At 37.0% G+C, this 18686-nt stretch carries 16 protein-coding genes; 8 read left to right on the top strand and 8 right to left on the bottom strand.

What is annotated here, in order from left to right; translation table 11 throughout:
- Positions 1 to 209: 209 nt before the first annotated feature.
- The 4 genes from pdxT to PCY70_RS00650 all read right to left on the bottom strand — a co-directional run bounded on the left by pdxT (position 210) and on the right by PCY70_RS00650 (position 2862).
- Positions 210 to 773 (bottom strand): pyridoxal 5'-phosphate synthase glutaminase subunit PdxT, encoded by a 564-nt coding sequence (pdxT, locus tag PCY70_RS00665; protein WP_305768049.1) that lies wholly within the window; start codon positions 771 to 773, stop codon positions 210 to 212.
- On the bottom strand, positions 774 to 1649 hold the full coding sequence (pdxS, locus tag PCY70_RS00660) for a pyridoxal 5'-phosphate synthase lyase subunit PdxS (RefSeq protein WP_305768048.1): 876 nt from the start codon (positions 1647 to 1649) through the stop codon (positions 774 to 776). It lies immediately after the preceding gene.
- Positions 1650 to 1717: 68 nt separating this feature from the next.
- Complete coding sequence (locus tag PCY70_RS00655) at positions 1718 to 2269, bottom strand: manganese efflux pump MntP (protein WP_305768047.1); 552 nt, start codon at positions 2267 to 2269, stop codon at positions 1718 to 1720.
- 98 nt (positions 2270 to 2367) lie between these two features.
- Positions 2368 to 2862: a hypothetical protein gene (locus tag PCY70_RS00650; RefSeq protein ID WP_305768046.1), complete on the bottom strand. Its 495-nt coding sequence runs from the start codon at positions 2860 to 2862 to the stop codon at positions 2368 to 2370.
- Between the two features lie 454 nt (positions 2863 to 3316).
- Here PCY70_RS00650 and PCY70_RS00645 point away from each other — a divergent pair, with 454 nt between their 5' ends.
- Positions 3317 to 5278: a methyl-accepting chemotaxis protein gene (locus PCY70_RS00645; RefSeq protein WP_305768045.1), complete on the top strand. Its 1962-nt coding sequence runs from the start codon at positions 3317 to 3319 to the stop codon at positions 5276 to 5278.
- A 41-nt stretch (positions 5279 to 5319) separates the two neighbouring features.
- On the opposite strand, the gene PCY70_RS00640 is transcribed toward PCY70_RS00645, so the two are convergent.
- From PCY70_RS00640 to PCY70_RS00630, 3 genes are all read right to left on the bottom strand, one after another.
- Positions 5320 to 6447 (bottom strand): Gfo/Idh/MocA family protein, encoded by a 1128-nt coding sequence (locus PCY70_RS00640; protein WP_305768044.1) that lies wholly within the window; start codon positions 6445 to 6447, stop codon positions 5320 to 5322.
- A gap of 15 nt (positions 6448 to 6462) precedes the next feature.
- On the bottom strand, positions 6463 to 7455 hold the full coding sequence (locus PCY70_RS00635) for a sugar phosphate isomerase/epimerase family protein (RefSeq protein WP_305768043.1): 993 nt from the start codon (positions 7453 to 7455) through the stop codon (positions 6463 to 6465).
- Positions 7456 to 7588: 133 nt separating this feature from the next.
- Entirely contained in the window at positions 7589 to 8902 is a 1314-nt protein-coding gene (locus PCY70_RS00630; protein ID WP_305768042.1) for a sulfatase family protein, read from the bottom strand.
- 163 nt (positions 8903 to 9065) lie between these two features.
- On the opposite strand from PCY70_RS00630, the gene PCY70_RS00625 reads away from it, so the two are divergent.
- The 7 genes from PCY70_RS00625 to PCY70_RS00595 all read left to right on the top strand — a co-directional run bounded on the left by PCY70_RS00625 (position 9066) and on the right by PCY70_RS00595 (position 16318).
- On the top strand, positions 9066 to 10043 hold the full coding sequence (locus PCY70_RS00625; protein ID WP_305768041.1) for a sulfurtransferase: 978 nt from the start codon (positions 9066 to 9068) through the stop codon (positions 10041 to 10043).
- Position 10044: 1 nt separating this feature from the next.
- Positions 10045 to 11799, top strand: coding sequence for an FAD-dependent oxidoreductase (locus tag PCY70_RS00620; RefSeq protein ID WP_305768040.1), 1755 nt, complete (start codon positions 10045 to 10047; stop codon positions 11797 to 11799).
- Complete coding sequence (locus PCY70_RS00615; protein WP_305768039.1) at positions 11799 to 12590, top strand: heterodisulfide reductase-related iron-sulfur binding cluster; 792 nt, start codon at positions 11799 to 11801, stop codon at positions 12588 to 12590. The genes PCY70_RS00620 and PCY70_RS00615 overlap by 1 nt, the downstream gene beginning before the upstream one ends.
- A 30-nt stretch (positions 12591 to 12620) precedes the next feature.
- Positions 12621 to 13295 (top strand): TVP38/TMEM64 family protein, encoded by a 675-nt coding sequence (locus tag PCY70_RS00610; RefSeq protein ID WP_305768038.1) that lies wholly within the window; start codon positions 12621 to 12623, stop codon positions 13293 to 13295.
- Between the two features lie 22 nt (positions 13296 to 13317).
- A complete protein-coding gene (locus tag PCY70_RS00605; protein ID WP_305768037.1) occupies positions 13318 to 13914 on the top strand; it encodes a CDP-alcohol phosphatidyltransferase family protein in 597 nt (198 codons plus the stop codon).
- Positions 13915 to 14186: 272 nt separating this feature from the next.
- Positions 14187 to 15716, top strand: coding sequence for a hypothetical protein (locus PCY70_RS00600; protein ID WP_305768036.1), 1530 nt, complete (start codon positions 14187 to 14189; stop codon positions 15714 to 15716).
- A gap of 65 nt (positions 15717 to 15781) precedes the next feature.
- Positions 15782 to 16318 (top strand): HD domain-containing protein, encoded by a 537-nt coding sequence (locus PCY70_RS00595; RefSeq protein WP_305768035.1) that lies wholly within the window; start codon positions 15782 to 15784, stop codon positions 16316 to 16318.
- A 38-nt stretch (positions 16319 to 16356) separates the two neighbouring features.
- Here the strand turns inward: PCY70_RS00595 and PCY70_RS00590 are convergent, their stop codons facing one another.
- A complete protein-coding gene (locus PCY70_RS00590) occupies positions 16357 to 18678 on the bottom strand; it encodes a serine/threonine-protein kinase (RefSeq protein WP_305768034.1) in 2322 nt (773 codons plus the stop codon).
- Positions 18679 to 18686: the final 8 nt, after the last annotated feature.

The following is an 18686-nucleotide window of genomic DNA, read 5'->3' as shown; positions in this document are numbered from 1 at the left end:
ACATATATTATAACTTGTGATTTATATTATAACATATCAGATATTTGCACAATACGTAATATTATACATAATTTTACAGTTAAATTTATCCAAAATACCTAAAAAGGCCCTCCCATAATAGGAAGGACCTGATAGATTAATTGTTTTTGGATAAATTATCTTACTATACTACTACAATTTTTATCGTGTATAGTGGAAAATAATATATTCTAACACTTAATCATTTCTAAAAAATATTCGTGGACATAGGTATCATCTGTAAGCTCTGGGTGAAATGACGTGGCCAGTTGCTTGTTTTGTTGAACTGCGACAATTTTATCATTCACGATAGAGAGTACGTTCACATTAGCGGAAACTTGCTCGATATACGGAGCTCTAATAAAAGGCATCTCCACCATTCGCTTATTAAACAGAGCGTTTGTATTAAAACTGTCATACTGTCTTCCGTACGCATTTCGAATCACTTTGGTATCCATGGTTGCAATATATGTTTTATCCTGATTTTGTATCGACTTTGCCAGCAAAATCATTCCTGCACAGGTTCCAAATACGGGCAACCCTCCTACAATTTGATTTCTAATCGGATCCATTAAATCTAAATCTTTTAGTAGCTTACCTATAGTGGTGCTTTCTCCGCCAGGAAGAATCAATCCATCAAAATTATATGCAAAATCTTTTCGCTGACGAATTTCTACGCATCTAACTCCCAATTTTTCTAATATTTTGATGTGCTCAATAAATGCTCCTTGTAATGCTAAGACTCCAATTTTCATTTATTTACCACGCTCAGCCATTAGCAACGAAATTTCGTTTGCATTGATCCCTACCATAGCTTCACCAAGATCTTCTGAAACTTCTGCAATCATCTCGTAGTCGTTATAATTGGTCACTGCTTTTACTATAGCTGCCGCTCGTTTTACTGGATCTCCAGATTTAAATATTCCCGATCCTACAAACACTCCTTCTGCCCCTAATTGCATCATCAATGCAGCATCTGCTGGTGTTGCAACTCCGCCTGCAGCAAAATTTACTACTGGCAATTTACCATTTTGGTGCACATACAAAACCAGCTCATACGGTACTTGTAGCTCTTTTGCCGCATTGTATAATTCATCTTCAGACATTGTAGTAAGCTTTTTCATCTCTCTTTGCATCGCCCTCATATGAGTTACTGCCTGAACTACGTCACCGGTACCTGGCTCGCCTTTGGTTCTAATCATCGTCGCACCTTCGTTGATTCTTCTTAGTGCTTCTCCCAAATCTTTTGCGCCACACACAAATGGAACTTTAAATTTGCGTTTGTCTATATGGAATGTATCATCTGCTGGTGTCAACACTTCGCTTTCATCAATATAATCAATTTTAATCGCTTCTAAAACTTGTGCTTCAACAAAGTGTCCGATTCGGCATTTTGCCATAACAGGAATAGAAACTGCCTTTTGAATTTCTTTAATCATCTTAGGGTCGCTCATTCTAGAAACGCCACCTGCCGCTCGTATATCTGCTGGAATTCTCTCGAGTGCCATAACTGCACATGCACCTGCTGCTTCGGCTATGATTGCTTGCTCTGGAGTCATAACATCCATAATAACGCCACCTTTAAGCATCTGAGCCAGTTGTCTGTTTAATATATATTGTTGATTTTCCATGTCAAACCTCCGATTAATAATTACTTTCCGAATAAAGAGTATAATCGAATAATTAAAATTCTGCAAGGTCAACTTTCGAGAAAAATTTTGATTCCCAAAAATATTAAAACCAATCCTCCCACGATTTCGGCTTTATTATTTAGCTTGGTACCTATTTTAGTTCCCAAAACTCCTGCCAATATACACATCAAAAAAGTTGTTACCCCTATAACTGCAACAACCTTGATCATCGCGACGAAAGATAGTCCTACCAAAAATGTTCCAACGCTCAACGCGTCAATGCTAGTAGAAATCGACTGAAGTAGAATCAACTTGATGCTCAAAACTTTGGCATCTGTGGCAGCTTCTTTATTTGCAACTCCATCCAGAATCATCTTAACGCCTAATGCACCTAAAATCACCAACGCAATATATGGCGTAAATCTCGAAATATCAAAGCCTATTCCCTGAACAATGCCATATCCTACCATAGGCATAACCGCCTGAAATACTGCAAAAAACAAAGCAACCTTCAAAATTGAATATAACGATAGCTGATACGCAATACCATTTGCACTCGCAACGCAACTTGCATCCACCGCTAATCCAGCTGATAATAATAAAACATTTAATATACTCATAATTCCTCCATTCGCTATTACATAGCTATCTAAACTTATCAAGCTTGTTAATAAAATTTTGCAAAAAAAAATAGAACTGCAATAAAAACAGCTCTATATTATTCTGCGGATAATGGCATTTCTAGCAATGGCGATTGATAAGTCGTATTTAGAGTAGCTTCTCGTTGTTTTGATAAAGCCACCGCCACGCCATCCATCAAAATACTTGTTGCAGTAGAGATCGTATTTTGATCTGTAATCTCAATAGATTGCGTTGAAACTACATAATTATTTACAAACGCTATACTATTATTTAAATCAGAATATAGCAGTCGTTCGGATTCATCAAAATCTTCTAAGCTAACAGAAACTATTACTTCGTCTACCACATTTACAACCAAGTTCATATTAGCATTTGCAAAGGCGAGGTTTGCTATATAAACTCCATCTTCATATGTATACAGAGGAGAAAAGGCTTCTACCGCATTTGCAGAGCTCGCTTTGTTTTCAGTAATTTGTACGTAACTCGCGAAACATAGTGCGGCAACACCAACCATTACTGCAGGAACTTTCCATTCTTGTAACTTTACAACTATAAATTTGTGCCGAGACATAAAATCTTCCTTTCGTATTTGTAATATTTAATTATATGGACTAGCTATTTAAGATATTACAATTTTTGGAATATTTTTTTGCCATCTATTGACATAATTACAGATCCATATTACCCAATGCAATGAAAGATGGCAATACCAAAGATGGCGTACTAGACATGATTGACGCGGATGCTATTAAATCTTATGCAGACAAAGAAGGGTTTGAGGTTGCGCTTTCTGATCCTACATCTACTCGACAAATTGCATTCAACACTAATCATGAATTGTTAAAAGTTCATAATTGTTTTTATTTTCAGATGGGACAAAACTCGAATGAATGGCACCATTGCGGAGACTATTTTTTTCAAAAATTTAATTTAACCATTTTTTTTCTTTATAATACAAAACAATATTGCATAATTCTTCCATCTAAGGTATAATATATAAAAACAGACAAGGAGGAATAATGTATATGAAAAAATCTTTATCGAGACATATTAGCTTGGTTTTTAATTCTATAATTATATGTCTGCTATTAATTACAACAACAATACAATTGGTCACTTCTAATCAATTAATGTTAAGAGATGCTGAAAATATTTTGGACAAGAATGCCATTATGGCCACCACTGAATTCAAAGGATGGATTTCAGAACAGAGCGGAAAATTATCTATCTTAGTTAACGAATTAGAACAAAGTGAAATGCATACAACTGTAAATTTATTGCCTGATTATTTTAAATATCATGCTAATATTGACCCTAGAATAAAAATGCTATTTTTTGCCAGTCCAGAACACATTTATACTTCCACCAATTGGAATCCAGGAGTATATAATCCTACTGTTAAAGATTGGTATATTGGAGCTATGTCTTCTCCTGAGGTTTATGTATCAGATCCGTATATTGATGCAAGCACAGGTGACTTAGTTATTACTATTTCGCAACAAGTTGTTGATAAAAGCAATATACCAGTTGGTGTTTTGGCTATAGATATAGATATTCAAACTTTGATAGATATCATTTTAGATATCGACACTGGAGATGGTACATATTCATTTGTTATCAATGACGATAATCAGGTAGTTATACATCCAAGCAAAGAATTTCAACCCAAAGCTGATGGCACATTAGTTGAGTTATCACAATATGAATATATTAATGTAATTAGTCAACCTGAAAACACTTCAATCGTTATCCACACTGCTAATGGTGAAGAAGTTTATAGTAAATGGACTCAAATTCCATATAGTGATTGGAAATTGATATCTAACTATCCTACACGTTTTATCAGCGAAGAATTTTGGAGCAATATTCTATCGTCATCGCTTTTATGTATATGTACTATAATTGTAAGCATATTTCTGATTAGGAAATTTACAAAAAGGTATATTACTCCTATCGAACGCGCTTCAGAGATGTTGGCCATTATAACTCAAGGAAACATTAAAATTGATACTACGTCCATTCCTATCGAGAGCCGAGAAATCGCCGTACTTGTAGATGGTACGTCTAAGCTTTCACAAATGTTAAATAATTATCTACAAGAAATATCTGCAATACTTAATGCTTTTGCTCAAGGAAATTTTACTGCGGGCCCTAAACAAAATTATATCGGCGATTTTAAGGTGATTCAAGAATCTCTTACCACCATTGGTTCGACTCTAAAAGATGTATTTAGAGAAATTTCAGCGTCTATTGGTGAGCTTGATGGCGGTGCGGCAGATCTTTCCTCGTCGGCTATGGAACTTGCAACGACGACACTAGAACAAGCAGAGCTATTACAAGAGTTCAAAACTGATACTATCAATGTAACTGATGAAATTATTGGTTCTATCGATAATATAGACAAGAGTTATAAAATCGTTAAAGATATGACAGCTAAAGCGACAGATGGGAAAAATATCTCTGATCAAATGGTTGCTGCTATGCATAATATCACAGAATCTACCAACGAAATTTCTCAGGTCATTACATCCATAGATTCAATTGCAACTCAAACCAATTTGCTTGCCTTAAATGCCTCAATTGAAGCTGCTCGTGCTGGTGAAGGCGGAAAAGGCTTTGCTATTGTGGCGATGGAAATTCGCGACTTATCTACTCAAACTACAGAAATTGTTAAACGCATTTACGAATTAATTAACACAAGCTTGAATAATGTTAAACAAGGCGAGGCAATGGTGGCTCTCACCACTGATGCACTCAATAATATTGTTTCGGCTAGTAATCAGAGTGTTGAAATTTCTGAAATCGTTCATAAAAATGCCTTGGGTCAACGAGATTCATTGCACGCTGTTGTTAAAAATACAGAGAAGCTAGCAAACGAAATGTCTAAAAACACTGCTATCTCCGAAGAAAATGTAGCAATCAGCGAAGAACTTGCCGCGCAATCTAATGCTCTTCGAGGTCAAATGAGTAAATTCAAAATTAACTAAATAAAATGTCCCTCTACTAATTATGGTAGAGGGATTTATTTTTAAATTTCTTGCCAACTGCTATTATTATTTGCGCTTGCGATCACCGCATGAACGAATTTTACTCCATTCACACCATCGCTAACTGTTGGGTAAGAGCATTCCTTATCGAAGGTTGTGCCAGCCTTTCTTGCTAATATATCTGAAATAACATCGCGATATATATTTGCAAAAGCTACGAACAACCCTTCCGGATGCCCTGATGGAACTCGCTTTTCATTTGCGCTTAATTCTTCTATATACGATGTTCCTCTTGCGATCATTCTAGGTGCCTCGCCTTTTGGAGTGTATCGAAGCAGATCGGGCTCTTCTTGTCTCCATTCTAGTGATCCCAAATCCCCATAAATTCTCACGTATAAATCGTTTAGCCTGCCTGCAGCTACTTGAGAACACCAATATGCACCGTTGGCTCCGTTTTCATACTCTACAATGATGTTTGCATTCAAGTCTAACTGCTCTCCATACGTATTTGTCGTGGCTAGCAATCGCTTAATTTTTAGTCCTGTTACATAATGTACAAAGCTTTCGATGTGTGTTCCGATATCTCCCACGCAATTTGAGACTCCAGACAGATTCGGGTCTTTACGCCAGACTGATAAGTTTTGCCCAGCTCCAGGATCAGATAATTCGTCTAGCAACCAGTCTTGAACATACTCCGCATTTACTGCAATAACGTTTCCTATCTTTCCATTTCCTATCATTTCTTTCATAACCCTAGCAAGGGTATATCCTGTGTAGGTATACGTTACTGCAAAAACCAAATTATTTTTAGTTGCCAGTGATTCCAATTCGAGAGCTTGCTCAACAGTAAAGCATAACGGCTTTTCGCACACAACACTAATTCCATTTAACAAAAAGTTTTTTGCAATTACATAATGAGTAGAGTTTGGCGTTACTATCGATACGAAATCAATTCCATCTGGTCGCGCACCCTCCGCACTTGCCATCTCTTCATAAGTATTATAAATGCGGTCTATTTCATATACTTCTTGAACTTCCTTATTCTTTTCTATATCGCTACTAAAACATCCTGCTACCAGCTTTGCCCTAGGATCAAAGTTAATTGCCTTTCTGTGTACTTCGCCTATAAACGCACTCATAGAGCCGCCTACCATTCCATATTTTAACATATTTGCAGCTCCTTTTTAGTTTGCAATTGCCTCATCAAATTTTACATTAGAGGGTTTAAAGTCTATGCGCTTTACAAAGGCTGCCGCTTCTGTGGCACCCATAATTCGGTCCATTCCGCTATCTTCCCATTCCACAGAAAGAGGCCCATCATATCCATGAAGATTTAGTACGCGAATGATTTCTTCAAAATTTACTTGCCCATGCCCCAAAGACCTAAAGTTCCAGCCTCTTCTTAAATCTCCAAAATCTATATGCGATCCCAAAATTCCGCTTCGCCCATCCAGTGTCACTGCGGCATCTTTCATATGAACGTGATATACTCTGTGCGCAAAGTCGTTCAAGAAAATATGCGGCGTAACTCCCTGCCAAATCAAATGACTCGGGTCAAAGTTTAGTCCAAACTCTGGTCTATCTTTAAATTTTTCTAACAACTTTTGAGTTGAATAATAGTCGAAAGCAATTTCTCCAGGATGCACTTCTAACGCAAACTTGATATCATATTTTTTAAATTCATCTAAAATAGGAGTCCACAACGTCACAATTTCATCAAATCCTTTTTCCACCATCTCAGCGGTGGTTTGCGGAAACGAATATACATACCTCCATATCGCAGATCCAGTAAATCCAGTAATAATTTTTACTCCCAGTTTATGCGCAACTAAAGCAGACTTTTTCATCGTGTCAATGCCCCACTCTCGAATTGCGATTGCGTCGTTTGCGAGCTCTGCTGGTGCAAAGTTATTCAATCGGACATCTCGCGCATCTCCCACGCACTGGCCAATAATGTGCGTTGCCAAAGCTTTACATTGCAGATCATATTTTTTGAGAGTATCCAAAATGTATTTTATATAAGTGTCATCGTTTATTGCTTTTTCTATATCCACATTATTGCCCCAACAAGCAAGCTCAACGCCGTCATAACCCATCTCTTTTGCTAACTTACATAACGGATCCAACTCCAAATCTGCCCATTGGCAAGTACAAAGCGTAACAAGTCGTTTTGCCATAAATAAACCCTCCTATATATTAACGTATTCCATATAAAGTAAATTCATCAATCATGCTAGCATACACTGTTATGGCTGTCAACGCCCACATATCTCTCGCACCTCTCTTAATGCCTACATCCGCGGCAGCCAATTATGCCTCTTTATAAATAATTGTTTCGGCTTTCAGTTGATCTAATAATTTAGCAATGACGGTTTGCATGGCCATGCTTTCTATCAAATTGTTTGTTTCGTTTGGATCACTTTGCATATCATATAATTCAGTGGGCGTGTAGTCATATTTCGTAATCAATTTATATCGCTTATCTCGAATCATCTTCCAATTATCCTTAAAATTTTGCCCTCCTTCTGATATAACAAAATCATGTGTCGTTTCAACTTTTCTTTGCAAGTATGGCAGCACACTAATGCTCGCGACATCCTCATTATGCTGGTATCCTGCTATATCTGCACAAGTATTAAAGATGTCTATAATTGATATTAGCTCATCAGAAAATTCGTTTACCCTGCCATTGGGATATTTAATGATCATAGGAACTCCTGCAGAGCCTTCGTATGGAAGCTGCTTATTCTTTTGACCCTTTGATCCTTGCATATCGCCATGGTCTGATGTGTAGATAATTACTGTATCATCATAGACAGCTTTTGCTTTTAAGAGGTCGATAATTTTGCCAACTCCTGTATCGATTTGGGTACACATTCCGGCATAGCATCGGAGGTACTCTTGAATGTTGTTGCCGTATCGCTGATAATCGGGACAATTTTCTATGGGCTTCGCAGATGGCGGACTAAACGTTTGTGTATATGGATCTATTTCTTCGTAATCTGCAGGCAGAGTAAATGTTGTGTTCTCATATAGTTTGTAATATTGATCCGACGGCTGCTCAGGATAATGCGGTGCCTGATAATTTACGAGCATAAAAAATGGCTTGGCATCTGCAGTTAAATCTTCGAGATAGTTTAGCGATAAATCAGTTGTGACATCTGTTCGGTGATAATCATAACGGTATTTTTTATCATTTTCATCAAAGAATACTACGGCATTGTTGTGTGGCGGATCTGGTCGAAATCCGTTGTAGCATTGATAAGCCATTAGTCGATCGATTCCCTTTCGCTGCCCTTTTGGAACAGGATTATTGCCGCCACCATCTAGGTGATATTTGCCAACATAGGCTGTATTATAACCAGCAGCTTTCATCACCTCGGCTAACTGCAAATCGCAATCTCGAATTCCTTTGCCATTGCCATAACGACCTGTAATGCTAGAATGCTTGCCCGATAATAAGCATACACGAGCGGCAGTACAAACCGGATTCGAAGTATAGCCATTATAAAATAAAACACCCTCATTTGCTAAGCGATCTAAATTTGGAGTAATATATTGCGGATTAACTTTACCTAATGCACTCTTACGTTGTTGATCAGTAAAAATGATAACTACATTCATCAAAACACCCTTTCGTTATAAAATTTTATTCAGAATAACATAAGGGCCCGATTTAATCAAGCGATTGCATGTATCCGAAATAAATTTAGTAAAATATTGACATGCATCCAGTAATCCGATATAATTTTTAACATCAAGTTAATTTTGAATTTGGAGGTAATCAATGAAAAAAGGAATTATAGTAGCAACAGCTTTGATTGTTGCCGCGGCCGTAGGTGGATACATAGGATGGAAAGCATTTTTTGGAACCGACAAAGTTGTTGTGGATGCCGATGCCACTAGTGAAAAAATTTCGGAATATGCTAATCCAAAAGCATTTATAACTCACGACGAATTGTATAAACTAATGAACGACGAATCAGCTGATTTAGTAATCATCGGAGCTATAAACCCAGCAACAAGCAATACGCCGATCGAAGGTTCTTTTACAATGTGGCGCTCGGATTATGAAGCCCCTGCCGATGCGTATGATTTTGGTGGGATGGCAAACTCAACTGCTCAAATGGAAGATATTCTATCTAGTTATGGGGCAACTCCCGATAGCACGATAGTCGTTTATGCTGCAAATGCTCATCATGATGCAGCACGTTTGTGGTGGCAAATTACCATGTTGGGTCATAATGATGTTCGCTATTTAGATGGTGGCTTAAACGCCTGGGTAGGTGCGGATCTGCCAACCGGAAACGCAAACCCCAAAGTAACGCCTAGTAATTATGTCGCTCCAAATGTAAATACCGACATCTTGGCAAATTTGGACGATGTCATTTTGGCCTTAGATTCAGATACTGTAATTTTGGATACTCGTACTGCGGCAGAAGAGCAGGGAGAAACAGTATCGAGCGGAGCATTTGGACCGGGTAAAATAGCAAATGCGCCATGGATCGAGTGGTCTAACGCACTAGCTGAAGATACAACCATGAAACCTCTAGCAGAATTGGAGCAACTTTATGGCGAATTTGAAGATCAAGACATAATTACGTATTGCCAATCAGGAGTTCGTAGTGCGCATACATTGTTTGTATTAACGCAAGCGTTGGGCTATGATAATGTAAAGAATTACGACGGCTCGTGGATAGAATGGTCGTATGAATATTATGAAAAAGATAATCCTGCAACCTTAGTTCAAAATGGAGATAAATAATATGAAAAAAGTTCAATTTGATTCCAGTATTATAGACAATAGCAAAAAAATTGCAAATGAATGTATGGGAGAAGAAGATGCGTTTTGCCAAAGCAGTTGCCCGATGAATACCGATGTCAAAGGATATGTGAAATTAATCCAGAGCAAAAATTATCCAGAAGCGATAAAAGTGATTCGCCAAAATTTGTTTTTACCAAATACGTTGGGTCGTGTTTGCGCACATCCTTGCGAGCAGAATTGTCGTCGAGGCACAGAGTTTAATAACTCGATAGCCATTGCGGCATTAAAGCGATTCGTTGCCGAAAAAGCTGACGATGAATCTGTATGGGATTTAACCACGGCGGAAGATACAGGCAAATCAATTGCAATAGTTGGGGCGGGACCAGCCGGTGCTCAAGCGGCAATAAATTTGCGTCGCAATGGGCATAGCGTAACCATTTTTGAAAAGTTGGATGTAGTTGGCGGAATGATGCGAGTTGGCATACCAGAATATAGATTACCTCGCGAAGTCATCGATTTTGAGTATAGCTATCTTGGAAAGCTGGGTATTGAGATTAAATTTGGAGTTGAGATTGGCAAAGATATTGCGTTAACAGCTTTGACAGATCAATTCGATGCCGTGCTGCTGGCTCATGGCGCACATTTAGGAAATATTATCCAAATGCCTGGATCTGACGCAGAGGGTGTCTATGCGGCAGCAGACTATCTCAGGGAAATCAGCTTTACCAAAAACTTTGCAAAGGCCGGAAAACGCATTATGGTTATAGGCGGTGGCGACGTTGCCATGGACTGCGCGAGATCGGCTTGGAGAATTGGAGCAACTGAAGTTCATCTATCATCTCGCAGAACTTTTGAGGATTTACGCGCTTCAAATGAAGAAAAAATGGAGGCCAAAGAAGAAGGCGTATTATTTTATACCGAGTACAATCCTATCGAAATTCTCACGCAAGATAACAAAGTTGTAGGAATCAAAATTCAGCACCTCCAAAGTGAAGATGTCAAAACTCTAGATGTTGATACCATCATTATGGCAACGGGTCAAATCGTAGAAGACATAACTGATAGTGCATTGACGCAACTCAAAGCTGGCAGATACCAAGTTGATTTAAATACTCTTGCAACATCTGTAGAAAAATTATTTGTTGCAGGAGACGCGGCATTAGAAGGGGTTAGAATCGTTGAAGCTATGGCGCTTGGCAAAAAAGCTGCAATCAGCATCGACCGTTTTGTAAGCAATAGAGATTTGCTAGATAGCAGAGATCTAAAACATGAGTGGGTATACGAAACCAAACTGGATGTGCCTTTGCCAGAGAAGACATTGGACCTACCTCGGTTGCATACAAACATGCGACCTGCAGATGAACGCAAGCTAGATTTTGAGCAATCTGACCTGGGCTTTAGCGAAGAAGATGCTATTGCGGAGGCGTCTCGCTGCCTATCTTGTGAGTGCAAACTATGTATGAAAGAGTGCATAATGATGAACGACTTTGGTAACTGTCCCAAAGATATTGTGGCCGGATTAGTAAGCCAAGAATTGGAACCTAAGTTAGCATACTCTTGCAATTCGTGCGATAACTGTACAGTAGTTTGCCCCAAAGAGCTGCCGATGAAACAAATATTTATTGACTCTCGTAAAGACTATGTTAATGCCAATAACGGGGAGTCGCCAATGAAAGGGCACAGCTCAATAAAGATGCATCAGCTGTTAGGTTTCTCAAAGTTCTTTAGCACTAAAATTAAGGGGGACGAAAAATAATGAGCTTTCAATTAGATAAAAATATACGTTACGGCTACATGCCTGGATGCAGTTTGCCGTCTTATAATCCCGATGCATCTACCAAAACGATAGAGTATTTAAATGAAGTGTTGCCGAAATTCTCGGTTGTCCAAAAATGTTGTGGTAAACCTACAAAATTGATTGGGCAATATGATCTATTTAAGGAGCGTTTTGCTGGACTTTGTAAAGATATACACGATGTTGAAATAGAAGAAATGATCGTTGCCTGCCAAAGTTGCAAATTAACATTTAATGACAGTAGTGATATCGCAGCTCATTCGTTGTGGTCGGTATTTCCAGCCATAGGTTTACCAGAGCATTTACGAGGAAAGGCAAAGGATAGCAAAGTGATATTTACAATTCATGATGCTTGTTCGACGCGTTATGATTCGGAGTTGCAAGACGGCATTAGATGGATTTTAACCGAATTGGGATATCAAATCAAAGAATCTGAGTATTCACGAGAAAAAACCCGTTGCTGCGGTGCTGGTGGAATGGTTGTTCCAGCAAACCCTGAGGCAGCCAAAAAAGTAATGCAACGACGTGTCGAAACATTGGAGTCTGATTACAGCGTCGTTTATTGCTCCGCATGTCGCTCATCTATTTTGCAAGGCGGCGGAAAGTCGTGGCATATACTAGATTTGGTGTGGGGGCCTGTCGTGATGGATGGAGATAATCCACCAAATGATATATTAGCTTCACCAGTTAAAGCATGGTCAAACCGCTATAAATCGAAGGCGGGTATTAAGAAGGTCATGAAACATAAATAAATATAGAAGAAATGTAGAAAGGAAATTGTTATGAGTAAAAAGATGAAGATAATTCTGGTTGTTGCTATTCTAATTGTTGCAGCCATTGGAATATTCAGTTCGGGATTGGCGGATACCATTAGTGATTTTGATGCATTTCGCGCCATGATAGAAGAAGCTGGAGCGTATGGATATGTATTATTTATTATCATTTATATTATATCTGCCATATTTTCTTTACCAGCAAGTGCCATTACTATAACCGGAGGCATAGTGTTTGGCCCCGTTTTGGGAGCTATATTATCTTTAACAGGAGCAACCTTGGGAGCGCTTGCGGCATTTATCGTCGCTCGTTATATAGCACGTGATTTTATCGTAAACAAATTTGGTGATAATGTTATTTTTAAAAAAGTTGAAGCCGGAGTTGCCAAGAATGGGCGAGATTTTTTGATGATCACAAGACTCGTGCCTATATTTCCGTATAACATTCAAAACTATGCTTACGGTGTGACAAACATAAATATAGTTATGTATACTGTATTGTCATTTATTACGATGATGCCGGGAGCTTTTATTTATGCTTATATGGCAGGAGATATCGCAGAGAATGGGGTTACAGTTGACGTCATGATCAACTTGGGGATTGCATGTGTAATTTTATATGCTGTTGCCCAGATTCCAAAATTTGTTGCCAAAAGAAAAGGCATAGATATGGAAAATTTATAAACTTAAGAAGGGATGGAAAATTATGTTAGATACTAAAGCAAGAAAATTCATACAACCTGCCTTATCTGGCGTTGCCAAGCTGCTAATAAAAATGAAGGTTTCGGCAAATCATATAACACTCCTCGCTTTATTTGTGGGGTTGCTTCCAGCAGGGATAATAGCCTTTAACTTATCGCCAATAGCGGCTGTAATTGTATTATGGATTTCAGGATTTTTTGATGCGCTCGACGGAACTATTGCAAGGATCACCAAAACATCGTCGCCACTAGGTACTATAATGGATATTGTGTTTGACAGGGTCGTTGAAATATCTTTAATTCTCGTTCTGGCAGTTAAGCATCCGCAGTATATGTATTTATTTGTGTTACTTGCTTGCTCGATTATTTTGTCGATGACTGTATTTTTAACAGTTGCCGCGGCCAGTGAAAAAACAGGAGAAAAAAGTTTTTACTATCAAGCCGGATTAGTAGAGCGCAGTGAAGCATTTATAATGTTTAGCTTAATGATTTTATTGCCACAGTTCATTTATATCACATGTCTTTTGTTTGCGGTTATGATTACATTTACTTTTTTGCAGAGATTTCTTGAAGCCGTAAAATGTTTTAATACCGAAAATTAGTAGATTAAGGGAGCTATTGTTGTTTTATATGCAATAGCTTTTTGATATACATTTTTTTATATTTTAGTACTATAATAATTATGAGCAGACATATAATATATTAAACTACCGATAATCCTATAATCATGGCTATAAAGTACATATCACAAATACTTAAATGAGCACCATATATGTAAAGTTAAAAAATGACTACGAAAGGAATAATTAATATGGCAGTAAATTTTAATATTTTTGGTAAAACGTTAGAAGTATCTGATAATAGAGATAGATATATGAGTATTAGAGTCAAGTATGAAAACTTGGCATATGAACTTCAAAAAGAATATGAAAATGATTACAAAGAGCAAAATATTAGTTTAGATGATGTAGCTCATAGTGGATATGATCAGGGAAATAAAATTTTAAGTCGCATTGTTGAGATTGCTATTAAAGAGTTTGTGAGTAACGGTATATATGAAATTGATATCCAAAAGTTTTTTGAGGAATATTATGGTAAATATCTCAATTGGGAAAGTATATTTAAGAATATTTATAAAAAACATGAAAATATCATGGATTCTCTAGAGGCTCAAGATAGTTTAATCAAAAAAAGTCAGATTATGATTACCGACAAAGACGACTATACTGAAGTAACAGGAACAGATACAGCTAGTAACCTAATTACCGAATTAGCCCAAAGTTTGTTTAACCTTATGGCAAGCTCTATGGCATATAGTGATGCAAACCTAAAAAAAGAAGTAATTTTTAATGACCCAGAAACTTTCAATAATCTCAGCCAGGCAATTTTAACCAATGCTTGCGATGCACATTTTGCTGTTTGCGAAGCTTTAACCGTAAGTAAGGGGTATGAATATGGCTATGTATCAGATGCTGATGTTGAAAAGGCCCAGGCTATTATAAATAATTTAGATTTAATTTTTAAGAATACCGATGATATAGAAAATGTATTAATTCAATTATTGGAACTAGATCCGTTTAATAGTGAAATATACCAATTTATTATTATGAAAGATCTTGATACAAATCATGATATTGTCGAAATTGCAAAATACTTTAACGTCGATCTTGAAGATATAATAAATGCAAAACTTGCTTCATTAACAGACCATGTTCTAATAACAACCCAAGAGCAGGCATTGGAGATTAAGGTCAAAATAGAAAAACTGATGGAAGATTTCCAAATTAAGTCTAGTATTGCATTAAATTCGATCAATCAAATTTTAAATGACTTTGACGTTGAACTAAGAACGTTTAAAAATGCATTGTATAAAGATAAGACCAGTCGTCAATATGCTATGGAAGATGATGTAGCTTTAGATACTCTAATCCAGAATAGGTTATTAAAATTTTTGCGTGAATCTGACGTATCGACTGAGCAAAAAGCGTTGTTGGTTAAAGAAGATATTATATACTTAATGCAAAAATATAATATACAAAATAGTGTGGCCTTAGACGAAATTAATAACATCTTGAAGCAAATAGACCTAGATTTAAGAACCTTTAATGGTGAAATCTATGAATTACGAGAGCTTAGAACCCAAGCTGCACGAGATAATGCGATGTTGAAAAACCTAGTAACTGCAGTTAATTATGATAACCGTCCTAAATTGATTGAATTGCGCAACGAGATTAAGCAAGCAAACTACACTACCGCGGTTAAGGATGAGTATTTGCAAGAAATAAAATGTGGCATTGATGAGGCAAGTAAAAACTATTTAATAGAAAAAACTCCAAATTTTGATGACTTAACTCAAGATCAGCTATTATCTGTTATTGTGAAATGGCTTACAGAAATGTCATAAAACAGGGCTTGACATAAGCATTTGATGATGCTATCATATGCAAAAGCTTTGGAGGAAGGAAAATTATGTTAACTTTAGACAAATCGAAACAATTGCTTGCAACGATGGTGACTGAACCTCATTTGATCACTCATGCAGAAGGCGTTATGGCCGCCATGGGTGGAATGGCTAAACATTTTAATGAAAATGTGGAGCATTGGGAGGCTATAGGATATCTGCATGACTATGATTATGAAAAATATCCTGATGAGCATCTACAACATACGAAAGAGCCATTAGAACAGGCAGGAGTGTCGGCAGAAGAAATTCGGGCAATCTTGAGCCATGGATGGACTATATGTAATGAGATCGAGCCGCTAACCAACTGCGAAAAAAGTTTATTTACAGTCGATGAGCTTACGGGCATCATTTCAGCAGCAGCCAGAATGAGACCTAATGGTATAGCAGATTTAAAAGTATCCAGCTTTATGAAAAATTTTAAAGACAAGCGTTTTGCCGCAAAATGTGATCGAGAGATAATAAAAAAGGGTTGCGAAATGCTTGGAATGGAAGTTAGAGATGTGGCCGATATTTGCATTAACGCCATGAAAAAATTAGTATAATTTTAGACTGCACCGAAACTTACTGGTGCAGTCTTTTTTTACTGTACTATTTTACGTATTACACTATTGCTAGGATCTGAAACATATATTACATCGTCAGAGACTACAATTTCTCTCAGGATGCTTCCATCAAAAATTATATCGCTTGCTCGTCCGTTTATTGTTTTCACATTTTTGGCGGTAGAAACTTCTCCAGCTACAGTTATAACATCTACAACAATCCCATCTTCCATTATAATTTTTCGTATTACATTATAGTCTATTACATAAAAATCACCATCATGATACGTGATCTTTTGTGGTCTATAAAATTGCGAAACATTTCCATCTACAAAATTTCGGCTATTCTCTATTCCTGCCACATATTCCCAATTATCCCCTGCCAATTTTTCTATAGTTCCACGCTCCGAGTTAGAAATATAAATTACATTGTTGTTATCTACAGCAATAGAAACTGTATCCATATAAGCCCGTGCAAGAGGAGAGATAGCTTTGGTCTCGGTATCAACTTTATGAATTTCTACAGAGTTCATCATTCCGTTTTTTACAATTAACAAAAGGTCCCCATTATTATCTAATGTAAAATCAATTACATCCATATACATAGAATCTGCGACATACAATTGCTCCGAAGTTTTGGTTGAAAGATCTACTCGAGAAATGCCAAACAAAGTTCGACCATCCGCTTCTTCCCAAGGATGCGTTAAAACATAAACTTCATTCTCAAAACTCCTAACTACATCAGATAGCATATAATATGGAGAAAACATAATGGTTTCAACAGTATCATCAGAAATTTTTCGAAGCGATCCACTGTCTACTACAAGCAACGCTCCATCATCCGTTTGAGTGAGGCTTTCGGGTGCAACAAAGCTGGCATTAGCAATTGATCCATTTACATGATCTCGTTGCCCAGTTCCAAATGCAGTTAAAACACGATATGTAGGATCATACTTAAGCGAGATTTCTACCATTCCATCCATAGGTTTTACTACCTGAATTTCTGTAGAAATAATTTTATTGCGATACTGACCTACAAATTCTACAAAACCTTCATTCATCCCCACAATAAAGTTACCATCGATTTTAGCAATGTTATTATCTGCATGTAGCCAAGTAATATCTTCGGCAGCCAGTTGCTTTATTTCTCCGTCATCAAATTCTTGCATTATAACTAACTCTTTGGATTGTTGCTCACTAATTTTTAAAATTCCCGGAACAAGTTCTATAAACGAAAGTTTTTGCTGATTTGCGATATAAGTGCTTATAAAAATAACGCTAACGGAAGCTATCAAAGCGCATATAGATGTAATAAATACAACTTTTCGACGCACTAAGGTTTGCGCAAACTTAAGTCGCGAAGATTGGATTTGTTCTAAATCTGTTAGTAATTCACGAGAGCTTTGATATCTTTCTGCTGGATTTTCTTTAATACATTTGAGGATAATATTTCCAAATTCTTGTGAAACAGCTTCGGTCAATAAAATATGATTAGTCTTATTTGGCTTTTTCTTAGTAGCCAATTCAAATAAAATAACTCCAAGGCTATATATATCAGACCTAGAATCTGTTTTTTGTTTTTTATATTGCTCTGGAGATGCGTAATGTTTAGTGATAGCGTGAATTTCTTCGATAGCGTGTTCTTCTTTAGAAATTCCAAAATCTATAAGTACTAATTTATCGCTATGAGATACTATAATATTAGCAGGCTTCAGATCGCGATGTATAATAGGACTAGGCTTTAGCGTGTGTAAATAATCGAGAACTTCTGTTAGCTGCTTTGCCCAATCATAAATTTGATATTGCGTCAATGCTAGTTCTGATGCAATCACTTTGTCGAGAGAAATTCCCTCAATAAAACTTTGAACAATATACGTTCCTGATATATCGTAAAATACATCTACAATTTTGGGTAAATTAGTGTGATTTAACTTTTTTAGGATATCTTCTTCTCGCATTAACGACTGAAATTGTGGTTCTATATGCTTAATTAGCCAATTACTCCCCAATGAACTGCTTTTAACAGCATACACATGGCTCATCCCTCCGCCTGCCATCTGCCAATCAATAACATATCTGCCCTGAAACACAACGGTATGCAGGTAGTCATAGTCTTGTTCTACTTCTCCCCAAACTTCGTCATCTAGTTCGGTAATTCCTTGATCTATAATTGTATTATTGCTTTCTTCTATGGCTGACGAATGTATCATCGTTTGAGTTATATATTCCATATTAGAATCGTCTTCTATCGCTTGTTTTATCTTAATTTTCTTATTAGTTATAATATAGCTAGCTAACCCTATCAGACTTACCGCACTTCCTATAACTCCCACTATCATCAGTATATTTTCTATATACATAGTTACCT

Source organism: Candidatus Epulonipiscium viviparus (genome assembly GCF_030708075.1).
GTDB classification, from domain to species: domain Bacteria; phylum Bacillota; class Clostridia; order Lachnospirales; family Cellulosilyticaceae; genus Epulonipiscioides; species Epulonipiscioides viviparus.
Note: the sequence above shows the minus strand (reverse complement) of the source record. Positions and strands in the feature narration are given on the sequence as shown.

Coding starts and splice junctions, on each gene's coding strand:
- pdxT (WP_305768049.1), bottom strand. CDS start 773: ATGAAAATTGGAGTCTTAGCATTACAAGGAGCATTTATTGAGCACATC.
- pdxS (WP_305768048.1), bottom strand. CDS start 1,649: ATGGAAAATCAACAATATATATTAAACAGACAACTGGCTCAGATGCTT.
- PCY70_RS00655 (WP_305768047.1), bottom strand. CDS start 2,269: ATGAGTATATTAAATGTTTTATTATTATCAGCTGGATTAGCGGTGGAT.
- PCY70_RS00650 (WP_305768046.1), bottom strand. CDS start 2,862: ATGTCTCGGCACAAATTTATAGTTGTAAAGTTACAAGAATGGAAAGTT.
- PCY70_RS00645 (WP_305768045.1), top strand. CDS start 3,317: ATGAAAAAATCTTTATCGAGACATATTAGCTTGGTTTTTAATTCTATA.
- PCY70_RS00640 (WP_305768044.1), bottom strand. CDS start 6,447: ATGTTAAAATATGGAATGGTAGGCGGCTCTATGAGTGCGTTTATAGGC.
- PCY70_RS00635 (WP_305768043.1), bottom strand. CDS start 7,455: ATGGCAAAACGACTTGTTACGCTTTGTACTTGCCAATGGGCAGATTTG.
- PCY70_RS00630 (WP_305768042.1), bottom strand. CDS start 8,902: ATGAATGTAGTTATCATTTTTACTGATCAACAACGTAAGAGTGCATTA.
- PCY70_RS00625 (WP_305768041.1), top strand. CDS start 9,066: ATGAAAAAAGGAATTATAGTAGCAACAGCTTTGATTGTTGCCGCGGCC.
- PCY70_RS00620 (WP_305768040.1), top strand. CDS start 10,045: ATGAAAAAAGTTCAATTTGATTCCAGTATTATAGACAATAGCAAAAAA.
- PCY70_RS00615 (WP_305768039.1), top strand. CDS start 11,799: ATGAGCTTTCAATTAGATAAAAATATACGTTACGGCTACATGCCTGGA.
- PCY70_RS00610 (WP_305768038.1), top strand. CDS start 12,621: ATGAGTAAAAAGATGAAGATAATTCTGGTTGTTGCTATTCTAATTGTT.
- PCY70_RS00605 (WP_305768037.1), top strand. CDS start 13,318: ATGTTAGATACTAAAGCAAGAAAATTCATACAACCTGCCTTATCTGGC.
- PCY70_RS00600 (WP_305768036.1), top strand. CDS start 14,187: ATGAGTATTAGAGTCAAGTATGAAAACTTGGCATATGAACTTCAAAAA.
- PCY70_RS00595 (WP_305768035.1), top strand. CDS start 15,782: ATGTTAACTTTAGACAAATCGAAACAATTGCTTGCAACGATGGTGACT.
- PCY70_RS00590 (WP_305768034.1), bottom strand. CDS start 18,678: ATGTATATAGAAAATATACTGATGATAGTGGGAGTTATAGGAAGTGCG.